Annotated in this window: 9 protein-coding genes; 1 reads left to right on the top strand and 8 read right to left on the bottom strand. The window is 63.3% G+C overall.

Annotated elements, in window-relative coordinates; genetic code table 11:
• The 7 genes from J2X44_RS02365 to J2X44_RS02335 all read right to left on the bottom strand — a co-directional run bounded on the left by J2X44_RS02365 (position 1) and on the right by J2X44_RS02335 (position 9684).
• Positions 1-735, bottom strand: a complete 735-nt coding sequence (locus tag J2X44_RS02365) for a PepSY domain-containing protein (protein WP_011542691.1) — start codon at positions 733-735, stop codon at positions 1-3.
• Positions 732-1436, bottom strand: coding sequence for a PepSY domain-containing protein (locus tag J2X44_RS02360; protein ID WP_011542692.1), 705 nt, complete (start codon positions 1434-1436; stop codon positions 732-734). Before J2X44_RS02360 ends, J2X44_RS02365 begins: the two co-directional genes overlap by 4 nt.
• A gap of 11 nt (positions 1437-1447) precedes the next feature.
• Positions 1448-4153, bottom strand: coding sequence for a TonB-dependent receptor domain-containing protein (locus J2X44_RS02355; RefSeq protein WP_037553305.1), 2706 nt, complete (start codon positions 4151-4153; stop codon positions 1448-1450).
• Between the two features lie 285 nt (positions 4154-4438).
• Positions 4439-5191, bottom strand: a complete 753-nt coding sequence (locus J2X44_RS02350; RefSeq protein ID WP_053555646.1) for an amino acid ABC transporter ATP-binding protein — start codon at positions 5189-5191, stop codon at positions 4439-4441.
• The gene (gene metC / locus J2X44_RS02345) at positions 5188-6354 is read right to left on the bottom strand and encodes a cystathionine beta-lyase (RefSeq protein ID WP_232003384.1); all 1167 of its coding nucleotides are present in this window, start codon (positions 6352-6354) and stop codon (positions 5188-5190) included. Before metC ends, J2X44_RS02350 begins: the two co-directional genes overlap by 4 nt.
• 70 nt (positions 6355-6424) lie before the next feature.
• Positions 6425-8617: an ABC transporter permease subunit gene (locus J2X44_RS02340; protein ID WP_223181174.1), complete on the bottom strand. Its 2193-nt coding sequence runs from the start codon at positions 8615-8617 to the stop codon at positions 6425-6427.
• Entirely contained in the window at positions 8614-9684 is a 1071-nt protein-coding gene (locus J2X44_RS02335) for an amino acid ABC transporter substrate-binding protein (protein ID WP_003046368.1), read from the bottom strand. The genes J2X44_RS02340 and J2X44_RS02335 overlap by 4 nt, the downstream gene beginning before the upstream one ends.
• Positions 9685-9739: 55 nt before the next feature.
• Here J2X44_RS02335 and J2X44_RS02330 point away from each other — a divergent pair, with 55 nt between their 5' ends.
• The gene (locus J2X44_RS02330; RefSeq protein ID WP_310087675.1) at positions 9740-10645 is read left to right on the top strand and encodes a LysR substrate-binding domain-containing protein; all 906 of its coding nucleotides are present in this window, start codon (positions 9740-9742) and stop codon (positions 10643-10645) included.
• A 36-nt stretch (positions 10646-10681) separates the two neighbouring features.
• Here J2X44_RS02330 and J2X44_RS02325 read toward each other — a convergent pair whose 3' ends face one another.
• Positions 10682-13153 carry a TonB-dependent receptor gene (locus tag J2X44_RS02325; RefSeq protein WP_310087674.1) on the bottom strand — a complete coding sequence of 824 codons (2472 nt, stop codon included), beginning with the start codon at positions 13151-13153 and terminating at the stop codon, positions 10682-10684.
• Positions 13154-13283 lie beyond the last annotated feature (130 nt).

Below are 13283 nucleotides of genomic sequence, written 5' to 3'. Positions count from 1 at the left end.
TCAGCTGGTGCGCGTGACGACCACCGGTTTGCGGCGCCGGCGCAGCCAGCGGAAATCGGCGCGGCTGAAGCTCTTGAACAGCAGATAGAAGCCGGTGCCCGAGAGCCAGAGCGCGCCAAAGGCGACGAAAATGATGAGCGGGTGGTTGAAGCTCTTCCGGTTGATGTAATCCATGTTGTGGAGCATCCAGAAGAAGTCCCACGTCCGCCAGGTGTCGCCGCGCATGACGAGGAAGCGCGCGGTGTCGAGCGAGACATAGGCGCTGCTGTTCTCGTCGTCCGCGAAATCGACGCGCCACATCGCCCCCTCATGATCGCGCGATTCGAGGTTCGGCTTGGCGATTACGCTCACCTCTCGGATCGGCGCCTCGTTCATCATGGAGGCGACTTCGCGCGCCATGGCCTCGTCGACCCGGATGTGCTCGCCGCTTGTCGCGTCGACGAGACGGACGCCTTTTGCGGAGCGCACTTCATAGACCGGCCGGGTTCCGAGATCGCGAAGGATCACGCCCGTGACAGGTTCGCCGCGCGGCAGGGCCGCCACGTCGAAATATTCCCCCGGTGGCAGTGGATGCGCATGCGACATCCCGCCGCCGTGCCCGCCGACCTTATCCTTGTCGAGCAGCGCCATCACCGATCCGCTGAGCGCCCAGAGCAGGAACTGGAGACCCAGGATCAGCCCGACCCATTTGTGGATGCGCCGGAAGAAGAGCGGCGTCAGTCGGATGCGTTTCATGCCTGCTTCCTCTTGCGGCGTTTGAAGGACCAGATCAGCAACCACGCCCCGCTGATCGCCATCGCGAAGACGCTCCAGGTCGCGACGCGGAGCAACGGGTTGTTGACGTCGGTCCGCTCATCATAGTCCATGATGTGGAGCATCCACGCGAAGTCGAACACGCGCCACAATGCGTGGCGGCGCGAGATAAGCTCACCGGTCGTCGGCGACAGATAGAGCGTCGGGCGGTTCCAGCCCTCGAACTCGACCTGCCAATAGGGCGGCTTGCGCGACTGCATTTCCTGTGGCGCTTCGGTCAACAGCCGCACCGACACGATCTTGCCGTCGCCGGTGTAGATGCGCCGCGCCTGCTCGCGGACCTGGGACTCGGTAAGCGCAGGCAGCGGCGCACCCGAGCGGGCATCGAACAGCCGCGCCCCTTCGGGAGTTTCAGCGCGCCAGACGGGGCGATCGAAGAACCGCTGCAAGCGAACCTCGGACGCACCGGGCGCGGCCGCAACGATCCGCGACGGCGGCGCGAGGCCCGCGAGGTCGAAGGGCTGAACCATCGGCGCGCGCACGAGATGGTCGCCATGGATGGTGTCGATATGCACGACCACCATGTAGAAGCCGGTCAGCGTCCAGAGCAGCGCCTGGACGCCGACCACCAAGGCCAGCCATTTATGCGTTCGCCGGACGAGCAGCGGCCAACGGATCGCCATATCGATTACCCTCAGAACGCGGTGCGGAAGCCGACGTAGAAACGCCGTCCGAGCAGGTCATAGGTCATCGTGTCGGTGTTCGCATCGGTGAAGCTCTGGATATAGGGCGCCTTGCGATCGAAAAGATTGTCGACACCGACCTGGAACCGGGTCTTCTCGTCGATTTCGAAAGCGACCTGGAGATTGTGGTAGAAGACATTCGGCGTGCTGTAGCCGATGTCGCCGGGGGCCGCATTGAAGTCGGTCGCCTTGCCGATCCACTGGGTCGACCAGGTCGCGCTGACCCCGTCCTTTTCAGCGGTCAGCACGCCATAGCCGCGCCATTTCGGATAGCCGCCATTGCCGCCGCCGATAAAGCCGTCGAAGTCGATCGGCGCGCCGCCGGGGAAAGGCAGGACCACATATTTGTTGAGATAGGTCACGTTGACGTCGAGCGAGACGTTCACGCTGCCGATGTCATTGTTGTAAACGAGACCCAGATCGAGGCCGTTCATTTCTTCGCGGCCCGTGTTGATCGGTTGCGCGGAGAGGAAGGTAACCTCGCCGGTCAACGGGCTGCGGGTAAAATCTTCGCAGAAGGGATGCGAAAGATTCTGGCTCGCATAACAAATGCTGAGCTTTGTCGAGCCCGGAATAGCACGGATCGCATCCTTGATCTTGATGTCGAACCAGTCGGCAGTGAGCGAGAGTCCCGGAACCAGTCCCTTCGGTGAAATCACCGTCCCGACGGTCCAGGTCGTCGAGCTTTCGGGTTTCAGATTCTCGTTGCCGCCGACCGTTGTCAGGATCGTTGTACCGAGCTGAACATAATTGGCCGGCACGCCCGACGCCTGACAATTGGCGATCAGTGTCGCATTGCCGCTGGTCGAATAGCGCGAGCAGGGGTCGGTGGTCGTCAGATTGCCCTCGGAGACGCCGCCGAACAATTCGGGGACGTTCGGAATGCGAAAGCCGGTGCCGTAGGTGCCGCGCAGGCGGAAGCTGTCATTGATGACCCAGTCGACGCTCCCCTTGTAGTTCCAGTCGCTGCCGAACAGGTCGTAGTTCGAGTAGCGAACCGCGCCGTCGAGGGTAAGCGACTGGAAGAAGGGTGTGTCGGCCAGAACGGGCACCGACAGTTCGAGATAGGCTTCCTTCGCCGTGCTCGTTCCGGAGATCGGATCCTGCTGGTTGGTGTTGGCAATACCGAGCACCGTCAGCGGATCGGGATCGCGCCAACCCTTTTCCTTGCGATAGACGACACCCGCCGCGAAGGAGACGGGGCCTGCGGGCAGCTTGAAGAGATCGCCGTTGATATCGGCGGTGACCGTCGCAAGCTCGTTGCCGCCGCGGTCGCGCGACGTGAACAGGATATAGTCGAGAACCTCCGGGGTCAGGTCGCCGAACCCGAGATAGTCGGCGCAGGGGATCGTGGCACCGGCAGCAAGACTGCACTTGGTCGTATCGAGGGAATTCGCCACTCGCTCGAGATTGGCGATGTTGGTCGAACCATCGACCGCGGTGTTGCGGCCGAAGGCGCCCGCGATTTCCCATCCCCAATCGTTCGAGAGCTTGCCGCGGAGGCCAAACGTACCCTGCCAGGTATCGGTTTCCTGGAAGAATTGGCGCGGGCCGGGCTCGGCGAGGCGGCGCTGGATGAGGACGATATTCTGCCCCGTCGGATTGGTGGGATTGCTCGCCGCGATCGAGAGGTTGCGCAGCGTTCCGGGCGTCGCGATCTGATTCGACTTGCGGAAGGTGTAAAGGAATTCGCCGAACGCCTCGATATTGTCAGTGATGTCATAGTCGGCGAAAAACGCCGTGCTCACGCGCTCGACCGGGCTCACCGCGTTGAGGAACGGGTTCGAGTTGAAGTTGTGCTTGGCAGCGCTGTACGGCTCGAAGAAGTTGCCGTTACCGCCCAGCACCTGATTGAAGTTGATCTGCTGGCCGTTCGGCAGCACCGCGCGGCCGCCGATCGTCGAGGCGCTGTTCACGCAGCTCAGCATGCCGGGCGTGGTTTCGGCAAGCGAGCAAGGCGCGCGCGTTGCCATATTGACCGCGCTCGTCTTCTGATAGGTGACCGCCGCCATGAAACCGCCGCGATCGTTGCGGACGCCCCACAGGAGGTCGGCGGTGAAGTCCGAGCCATCGCCCTTTTCGGTGATGCCTTGGCGCACGCTGAGGCCGAGGCCTTCATAGTCAGTGCGGGTCACGAGGTTGACCACGCCCGCCATCGCGTCGGCGCCATAGATCGCCGAGGCGCCGTCCTTGAGCACATCGGTGCGCGCGAGCGCCGCGACCGGGATCATGTTAAGATCGGGCGAGGAGTTCGCGCCGGTGCCGCCCGCGACGAGGCGGCGGCCGTTGAGCAGAACAAGCGTGCGCTTGATGCCGAGACCGCGCAGGTTCACCTGCGCCGTGCCATATCCATTGTTCGCCCAATAGGCGGAGGTCTGGTTGCCTGCGAAGCCGGCGTTGGCGGGAAGGCGCTGCAGCACCGTCTCGATATTGACGACGCCGGTGTTCTCGATCTGCTCGGCCGACACGACGGTCGCGGGGCCGACGCCCGCGAGATCCTGGCGACGAATGCGCGAGCCGGTCACGACGATGTCCGATCCGTTCGGAGCATCCTCCGCGGCGGGTGACTGCGTCGCAGCATCGCTCTGCGCGAGCGCTGGCGTTGCAAAGGTCGCGACCGCTGCGGCGCTGGCGAGCAAAATTGTCCTGGTCATCATAGCGAAACCCCCTGATGGTTGGCTGATTCCCCTCAGAGAGCATCAAATGTATATACAGGTCAATAGGAATTTATTGAATCATATCAATTAGTTATGAAGGAAATTCCGGGCGCACGACACCTATTAGATACGCACCCCAAAGCTCTACCCCTCATCAATTTTGAAATTTTTTTGCTGGCCCGAGCCTTTTCGCGCAAGGAGCCGGCTGGCCCCTCCCTCGGCTTGCTCATGAAATGACATGATTAAGTGGGTCGGCACAGCTTGGGGACGACCGACTTGAGCCGCTCAATGCGTAAGTATCTGTTCGAGAAAGGTCCGTGCGCGCTCGCTTTTCGGCGCGGCGAAAAAATCGGCCGGCCTTGCGTCTTCGATGATCTGGCCCTGATCCATGAAAAGAATGCGATCGGCCGCCTCGCGCGCGAATCCCATTTCATGCGTCACGCACACCATCGTCCGTCCTTCGCCGGCAAGGGCCGTCATCACATCGAGTACCTCTTTGATCATCTCGGGATCGAGCGCCGATGTCGGCTCGTCGAAGAGAAGAATCCTGGGTTCCATCGCCAGAGCGCGAGCTATTGCGGCCCGCTGTTGCTGCCCTCCCGAGAGCTGCCCCGGATATTTGCCCGCCTGGTCGCCAATCCTCACCTTGTCCAAATAGGATATGGCGCGCGCCTCCGCCTCCGGAAGAGACAAGCCGCCGAGGAGGACGGGCGCGAGGGTGCAATTCTCCAGCACCGTCTTGTGCGGGAACAGATTGAACTGTTGAAAGACCATGCCGACGGCGCGGAGCGCCGCAACGGCCTCCCGCGACGCGTCGGTAATCTTGGCCCCCTCGATCAGGACGGCGCCGGAGTCGGGCACCTCGAGCCTGTTCATGCAGCGAATGAGCGTCGACTTGCCGGAGCCCGAAGGCCCGCAAATCACGATCCGCTCGCGCGGGGCGATTTCGAGGTCGATCGAGCGGAGGGCATGATAGGCGCCATAATATTTGTCGACCTGCCGCAAGCTGACGGCCGCGTGGCCCGAGGCGTCGGTCATGACGCCTGCCCCCGGCCGCGTAGCGCCCGTACCCGCGCGAAGGCTGCGGCGAGGTCGGCGATCAGATCCTGCGGCGCTTCGAGGCCGGCGTGAATACGGATCAGCGCCCCATCTGCCTCGCCATTGGGAAAATCGCGGATCGGAGCGGGCCACGCCGGAACCGCGAGGCTTTCGAAGCCGCCCCAACTCGAACCGAGCTGGAACAGCGAGAATTCGTTGAAAAAGGCGCTGGTTTCCGGAGGGGTAAGACCATCGAGCTGAACACCGAACAATCCGGACGCTCCGGTGAAATCCCGCTTCCAGATTGCATGGCCGGGGTCGGCGGGATGAGCCGGATAGCGGACCGCAACCACTTCGGGTTGCTGGGCGAACCATTCGATCAGCGTCGCTGCGGTGCGCTGGTGGCGTTCAAGGCGCGCATCGAGCGTCCTGATGCCCCGGTGGACCAGATAGCAATTGTCGGGACTCGCGCAGTTGCCCCAGCGCGCCGCCGCGTCCTTGAGCTGGCGGTAGACGGCATCGCTGGCCGCCGTCATCGTGCCGAGCAGACAGTCGGAGTGCCCCGAGAGATATTTGGTTGCCGAAGCAAGCGAGATGTCGACGCCATGGGCCAAGGGCTTGAAGAAGAGCGGCGTGGCCCAGGTGTTGTCGAGAGCGGTCAATATGCCCCGGCTGCGCGCAACCGCCGTGATCGCGGGGACGTCGATCATATCGAATGTCTGCGAGCCCGGGGTCTCCATATAGATGAGCCGGGTGTTGCTGCGGCACAGCCCGGCAATCTCCGCTCCGATATCGGGCCGGAAATATTCCACCTCGACCCCGAAACGCGCGAGAACGTCGGTCAGAAACTTGCGGGTCGGCCCATAGACGCAGTCCGCGACGAGCAGATGGTCGCCCCCGGCCACGAAAGCCGTGAGGGCTAGCGCGATTGCGCTGGTTCCGGACGAGGTGATGACGGTCGCGCAGCCGCCTTCAAGTTCGCTGACAGCCTCGGCGAGCGCAAAGGTCGTTCGCGTTCCGTACAGGCCATAGATGACCTCATCGTAGAGACCCTGGTGCCGGTCCATATAGGCCTCGACGCTGTCGTAGATAATGGTGGAGGCCCGGTCGACGGGCGGATTGATGAGGCCCCGCTGATCGCACGGACGGGGACCGCCGTGCACGGCACGCGTCGGATCCTGCCAGGCGCGCCCTTTCGGGCTTGCCGGCTCCCCGGGCCATTTTCTGTCGTGATTATCCTGCATAGTTTAGTTTCCGTTCGATCTTCATGCTGAGCCGGGACAGGGAGAAACAGAGGAGGAAAAAGATTGTCCCGGTAAAAAGATAGGCTTCGGCGAAATAGGGTCGCCATTGCGCCTCGACGTAGGAGAGGCGGGTCGTCTGCAACAAATCGAAGACGCCGACGATGAGGACGAGCGTCGTGTTCTTGACCTCGCTGATCGAAGTGTTGACCAGCCCCGGCACGCTGACTTTCAGCGCCTGCGGCAACAGGATATGGCGCCGCGCCTGCCATTTGGTGAGGCCAAGAGCATGCGCGGCCTCGGCTTGCCCGACGGGAACCGCCAGCAGGCCGCCCCGGATGACCTCGGCCATATAGGCGGCAGTGAAGAATATGAGCGCGAGCTGGACGCGCGGCAGGCTGTCGATCGAGAGATAGGAGGGCACGAACAGCGGGAACAGGACCGCAGCGAGGAAGAGCACTCCGATCAGCGGCGTTCCGCGAACCAGCTCGATGAAGGCGACGCTCGGCCAGCGAATGCCGCGCCGCGCCGACCTGCGGCCGAACGCGAGGAGTATAGCCAATGGAAAAGCGCCGACCACCGCAAGGCTCGCGAGCAGCAATGTGACCGGCAGGCCGCTCCACTTCTCCATCGGGACATAGGAAAGGCCCGCGAATCCTCCTCGTAGCAGAAGTACCGCCACGGCGATTGCGCCGAGCCAGACAAGCCCGAGGCGGCTGCGCCAGAATCGCGGGACGAAGGAGAAGGCAAGGCATGAAAGCAGCGCGGCCGCCGCTGCTGCGGACCGCCACTGCTCGGCTTCGGGATAGGTGCCAAACAATATCAGCCGCGCATTTTCGCGGAGGAATGGCCAGCAAGCACCGCTGGCCAAACGGCAATCGGCCGCGCCCCCGGCGAAGGTCGCGTCGAACAGCAGCCACGAGAGCCCCTTGCCGGCGAAAGCCGCGGTCATGGCGAGGATCGCGATGGTGAGTATCGACTGGCGTCCTCCTCTGAACAGATTGCGCCGTATCCACGACGGCCAGGCGGTCGCCGAGCGCAGCGGAAAGGGTTCGAGGGGCGCCGACTGGATGCTCCGGCCGGGCTGCCCGGCGACGCTCCAGCCCAACTGGCGGGCATAGAGGCCGGTGACGAACGACAAGGATAGCGAAAGCAGCAGGAAGGTCGCGACGATCAGGCCGACGCCCTCGATCGCCTGCCCTGTCTGACTGATGACGGTATCGACCACCGAGACAAATTCGGGATATCCGATCGCGACCCCCAGGGAGCTGTTCTTGATCGTGTTGAGATGCCAGCTCGTCATCGGCGGTATGGCGATGCGCAGCGCTTGCGGCATCACGATCCGTCCCATTGTTTGCGCGGGCGACAGGCCGAGCGCTTTGGCGGCCTCGCTCTGCCCTGCGGGAACGGCGAGGATCGCGCCGCGGAATATCTCGGCCAGATAGGCCGAGGCATAGACCGAAAGGCTGGCGACCAGCGTCAGAAACTCCGTGGAGAGCGACAATCCGCCGACGGTTCCGAAGCGCCCCGCCCGCGGCAGATCGATCCCGCCCCACAGCAAGAGCGGCACCAGGGAGATGCCGGCGAAGGCCAGCGCAGTGCGCGTGCGAACGGCTCCTCGCCGCACGGCACCCAGCAGGATCGCACAGGCGACGATCGCGATGAGAAAGACCGGCCGTCCCGGATCGGCCAAGGAGAGCGCGGGGAGGTGCAATCCCCGATTATCGAGGTCGAACGGTCCGACGGCGCCCGGGCCGGGTCCGGGCAGACCGAACAGCAGCGCGGCGTACCAGACGAACATCTGGAGCAGCAGCGGAATATTGCGAACCAGCTCGATATAAAGGCCGGAGAGCCTCGCAAGCAGCCAGTTGGACGACAGGCGCGCCATGCAGACCGCGAGGCCGAGCAAGGTCGAGAAGATGATGCCGAGCGCCGATATCAGGAGCGTGTTGAGAAGACCCACCGCCAGCGCCGCGGCATAGGAATCGCCCGGCGCGTAAGCAATCAGCGTTTCGCCAATCGCGAAACCCGCCCGGTCGAACAGGAAACCGAACCCCGTCCGGATGTTTCGGTCCGCGAGATTGTCCGCCAATGTCGCAAACAGGCCGTAGGCGACCACAAGCCCGCCCGCGATCAGCAGCCAGGGTAACGCAGCGATGGCAAGCCGCCTGTGTTTATGAGTCATCGCATCGGCAACGGGTAGATCAGCCCGCCGTCCCGATAGAGCTTATTCTGTCCGCGTTCGACGCCGAGCGGCGTAATGTGCCGGTCGAAGATTTCGCCATAATTGCCGGTCGCCTCGATTGCCCGGTACGCCCAGTCATCGTCAAGGCCGAGCGACTTGCCGAATCCGGGCAAGCCGCCGAGCATCTTGCGCACTTCAGGGTCGCGCGAGGCCATCCGCATGCGCGCGGCATTCGCGCGGGTGACCCCCATTTCCTCGGCAGCGAAGAGCGCGTTCAGCACCCATTTGTTGATCTCGTACCATTGCTCGTCGTCGCTGCGCACGACTGGGCCGACCGGTTCTTTGGTGAGCCGCTCGGGCAGCACCACATAATCGTCGGGATGCGCGGTGTCGGCCAGGCGGATCACCGTCAGCGTGAAGGCATCGGTGGTCATTGCGTCGCACCGCCCGGCAAAGAAGGCGAGCTTGGCTTCCTCGGGATTCTCGAACACGACGGACTGGAAACGCAGCCCCTTGCGCTCGAAATATTCGGCGGTGTTGAGTTCGGAGGTCGTCCCCTTGGTGATGCAGATCGATGCGCCATCGAGATCCGTCGGAAGCCGCACACCCGATCGCCGGGGCACCAGGAAGCTCTGCCCGTCATAATACATGGTGCCGACGAAATTCACCCCGAGGTCGGTGTCGCGCGTCAGCGTCCATGTCGTCGTTCGCGAGAGGACGTCGGCCTCGCCCGTCTGCACGATCGTGAAGCGCTTGTTCGAGGCGACCGGCATGAACCGGACCTTGCGGGCATCGCCGAGGACCGCAGCGGCGAGCGCCCGGCAGTAGTCGACGAAGAACCCCTGCCAGCGCCCGCGCTTGTCGAGATAGGACATGCCGAGCTGCCCCGTATGAATTGCGCAATTGAGCGTTCCGCGCGCGCGAATCCGCGCAAGCGTCGATCCCTTCGCCGCGGCGATTTCATGCCCACCGGTGCCGGCGGGCTCGCGGCCGCAGCCGCCGAGTAACAGGGCGCCTGCGGCGAGCAGCGCCGGTAACCAGCGGCGCGATGCGTGCGACCTATTCATAAACGAGGCTTTCAATGCTAGCGCCATAAGAAATAGCTATAGGGAGCGATGTCCGATGAACCTGCGTCACCTTGAAGCCTTCAGGGCCGTGATGCTCTCGGGATCGGTCACCCAGGCCGCGCAGTCGCTCAACCTGTCGCAACCCGCGGTGAGCAAGATGCTTGCCGAGCTCGAGCATCAGCTGGGTTTTCAGCTCTTCCTGCGCTCGCGCGGCAGCGCGCTCACCGTGACGCCCGAAGCCGACGCCTTTTTCTACGAAGTCGAGCGGAGCTTCTCGGGCATTGCGGCCCTGAAGCGGGTAGCGGAAGATATCCGCAACATGTCGACCGGCACGCTCCGGATCGCCGCTCTCCCGGCGCTCGCGGTCAGTTTCCTGCCGCGCGTGATCGCGGCCTTTCGCGAGACCCATCCCGGCGTCACCGTTCAGCTCCAGACCCGCAGCTCCTCGACGGTGCGGCAATGGATGGCGAACCAGCAGTTCGACATCGGGCTCGCGACGCCGGCGCGCGAATTGCCCGGCATAAGGATGGAGCGCTTCCTGCGCTGCCCCGGCGCCTGCGTTCTTCCTGCCGGCCACCGCCTGGCCGTCAAGGACGTCATCCGGCCGGCCGATCTCGAGGGCGAGCCCTTCATTTCGCTTGCGCTCGAGGACGGCGTGCGTCACCGCATCGACCGCATTTTCGAGGACGCGGGCGTCCACCGTGAGATGGTCATCGAAACCCAATATGCGATGACCATCTGCGCGCTTGTCATGCAGGGGGTCGGATGTTCGATTCTCAACCCCGTGACCGCAGCGGACTATGCCGAGCGGGGCCTTACGGTCCGTGATTTCGCGCCGGAGGTCCATTTCGAATATATGCTCTTCACGCCGAAGTTGAGGCCGATGTCCCAAGTCGCTGCGGCCTTTATCGCGGTGCTCGAATCCCACCGCGACGAGATGTTCGGCTCCGACGCCAGCTGAAGACACAAGTCGGGGCACGGCCTTCACGGCCACCGATCAGAAGGAAGCGGTCGCGCGAACGTACCAGAAGCCCCCGTTGAACCCCGTCGGCGCGAAGCGGAGATATCGGATCCCGTTGTTGATCTGGGATTGCCGCGCCTCGACGTCGGGGTAATTGTCGAAGATATTCTCGCCGCCGACCGCAAGCTTGAGCATGTCGCTGACCTTGTAGGACAGCTCGAGATCGACCAGCAGTTCGGCGCCGCCCGTCTGGTCGGCAGCCGGTGCGGCGCCATAGTCGGTCCATTTGCCATAATAGTTCGCGCGCGCGACGAAGCCGAAGCGCTCGCCCGCATAAGTGAAGGACGCATTGCCCTTCCACTTCGGAACGAAGCCCTCGAGTTCGAGCAGCCGCTCGCGGTCCGCAGTGATCACCGGCGAAGCCTTGATGACATCGGTTTTGGTATAGTTGCCGTTGAGACCGAGCGTGGCCTTGCCGCCGCCGAGGTCGAAGCCCACGGTGAGCACCGCATCGACGCCCTGGGTGCGGCTGTCGAAGGAGTTGGTGAAGAAGCTCACCTGCTGGAAGGAATCCCCACCGGGAATGCCAAGCGCCGCGAGCTGCGCGCGCTGCGCCGGGGTGAGATTGAAATTGCCCGATACGGCGATCCGGTCTTCGACCTTGATGTTGAAATAGTCGAGCGTGAAGGTGATGCGATTGGAGGGCTTCACCACGATGCCGCCGGCGACGTTGAACGAATTCTCGGGCCGAAGCGGCGTCGCGCCGAAGAATTGCGCCACCGGATTGTTGGGCGCGATAATGCCTGCGGTCAGCGGCGCCCCGGTTATCGAGTCGATGTTGGTCTGGACCTGCGAGGCGTTCGACTGGCCCGGCGTCGGCGCCCGAAAGCCGGTGTTGACCGATCCGCGCACCGCGAAGACGTCCGAGAAATCATATCGCCCGTTGATCTTCCAGGTGAATTTCGAGCCGAAGTCCGAGTAATTCTCGTAGCGGCCGGCAAGGCCGAACTGGAGCGCGTCGGTGAGATTGCCTTCGAGCGACGTATAGGCGGCCCAGTTGCTGCGCGCGAACTCGCCCGCCTGGATGGGACTGAAGCCCGGGAAGCCGTTCGAGCCGACCGGCAGTCCGACGCGGTTTCCGGTATCGGGATCGATGACCGACGCGAAAGGACCAACCTGCCATGATGCGATGTCGCCGGCCGTGATCTCATATGTCTCGCGCCGATACTCGAGACCGCCTGCAAGCGTCAGCGGATCGGAGGTGCCGATCGCGATGGGGTAAGTGAGATCGAGATTGAAAGCGAGTTCGCGCTGCTCGAGCTGCCCCGGCTTGAAGGAGGTCGGCGACGCGAGGCCAAGCGACGGATTGACCGTATTTTCGATCCGGTAGGAAGCATGGTTCTGACCATAGGAAGCGCTGAGGTCATAGGTCAGGCCCGAGGAGAATTCGCCCTTGAGGCCGGCCGCCAGCGCCGCATCGGTCACCGTGGCACCGAAATCCGGGGTGAAACCGCCGGGAAAGAGCTGGCGGAAGCTGAACCGCTGTCCTCCGGGCGTATTGGTGAGCGGAATCGAGGTGGAAATGAAGCTGGCATCGGGGTTGCGGTAAAAGAAGGCCGTCGTGCCGCGGCTCCAGCTATAGTTGCCGAAGGTGTAGAATTCCATCTCGTCCGACAGTTCGATGCCGGCATTGACGAAGATGCGCGCCGCCTCGGATTCGGGATTTCCCCAGCGCTGCGCCGGGACCGGGACATCCTGAACGCCGGCATCGATGAGCGCCTGCGCGTCGGGACGCTGAATGCCGCGCGACGTCGTGCTGGCGTTCACATATTCGCCGCTGATGTTGACGAAACCGGCGTCGGTGAAGGGAAGCCCGACATTGCCCTGGACGAGGAAATCCTCGCCGTCGCCCTTATAGAATTGGCCATAGCGGGCGATCAGCAATCCGCCTTCGCGGTCGCGGCGCAGACCGAAATTGAGGACGCCGGCGATCGCATCCGATCCATAGAGCGCCGACGCGCCGTCACGCAGAACCTCGAGCTGGCCGATCGCGATCGACGGGATCGCCGAAAGATCGGGTCCCTGCGATCCCCGGATATAGGGAACATTGGTGAACTGGACCGTCGCGCCGCGATGGCGCCGCTTGCCATTCACGAGCACCAGCGTCTGGTCCGGCGGCAGGCCGCGCAGCGAGAAAGGCCGGGTAAAAACGGCGCCGTCGTTGCTGACGAGGCGCTGGACATTGAGCGACGGGACCTCGGTGCGCAGGAGATCATTCATGTCGGCCGTGCCCTTTTCGAGCAGTTCGGCACCGGTGATGATGTCGATCGGCTGAGCGGAATCGGCCGCCTTGAGATCGTTCCGCCGCGTACCCGTCACGACGATTTCGCCCTGCGACGCGCCTGGCCCCGGCGCCTCTTTGGCGTTATCCTGCGCGAAGGCGGCGGCGGCCGACATGCCTGCCAGGACGGCGATAATCGAGCCACTCGTGCGAAGCAATTTTCTCATGGTCCCCTCCCATTTGCGAAAGCTCTCGGCTTCGCCACCGAGCTATCTTCGCGGCCTTGGCATGACCAGAAATAATCACCACTCATCGCTATAAACGAGATGGTTATTCCATATGGTTATATCTCTCGCT

The sequence above is a fragment of the Sphingopyxis sp. BE259 genome (genome assembly GCF_031457495.1).
Taxonomy (GTDB): Bacteria; Pseudomonadota; Alphaproteobacteria; order Sphingomonadales; family Sphingomonadaceae; genus Sphingopyxis.
Note: the sequence above shows the minus strand (reverse complement) of the source record. Positions and strands in the feature narration are given on the sequence as shown.

Excerpts from the sequence above, each read along its gene's own strand:
- J2X44_RS02325 (WP_310087674.1), bottom strand. The coding sequence starts at position 13,153 with ATGAGAAAATTGCTTCGCACGAGTGGCTCGATTATCGCCGTCCTGGCA.
- J2X44_RS02340 (WP_223181174.1), bottom strand. The coding sequence starts at position 8,617 with ATGACTCATAAACACAGGCGGCTTGCCATCGCTGCGTTACCCTGGCTG.
- J2X44_RS02365 (WP_011542691.1), bottom strand. The coding sequence starts at position 735 with ATGAAACGCATCCGACTGACGCCGCTCTTCTTCCGGCGCATCCACAAA.
- J2X44_RS02350 (WP_053555646.1), bottom strand. The coding sequence starts at position 5,191 with ATGACCGACGCCTCGGGCCACGCGGCCGTCAGCTTGCGGCAGGTCGAC.
- J2X44_RS02330 (WP_310087675.1), top strand. The coding sequence starts at position 9,740 with ATGAACCTGCGTCACCTTGAAGCCTTCAGGGCCGTGATGCTCTCGGGA.
- J2X44_RS02360 (WP_011542692.1), bottom strand. The coding sequence starts at position 1,436 with ATGGCGATCCGTTGGCCGCTGCTCGTCCGGCGAACGCATAAATGGCTG.
- J2X44_RS02355 (WP_037553305.1), bottom strand. The coding sequence starts at position 4,153 with ATGATGACCAGGACAATTTTGCTCGCCAGCGCCGCAGCGGTCGCGACC.
- J2X44_RS02335 (WP_003046368.1), bottom strand. The coding sequence starts at position 9,684 with ATGAATAGGTCGCACGCATCGCGCCGCTGGTTACCGGCGCTGCTCGCC.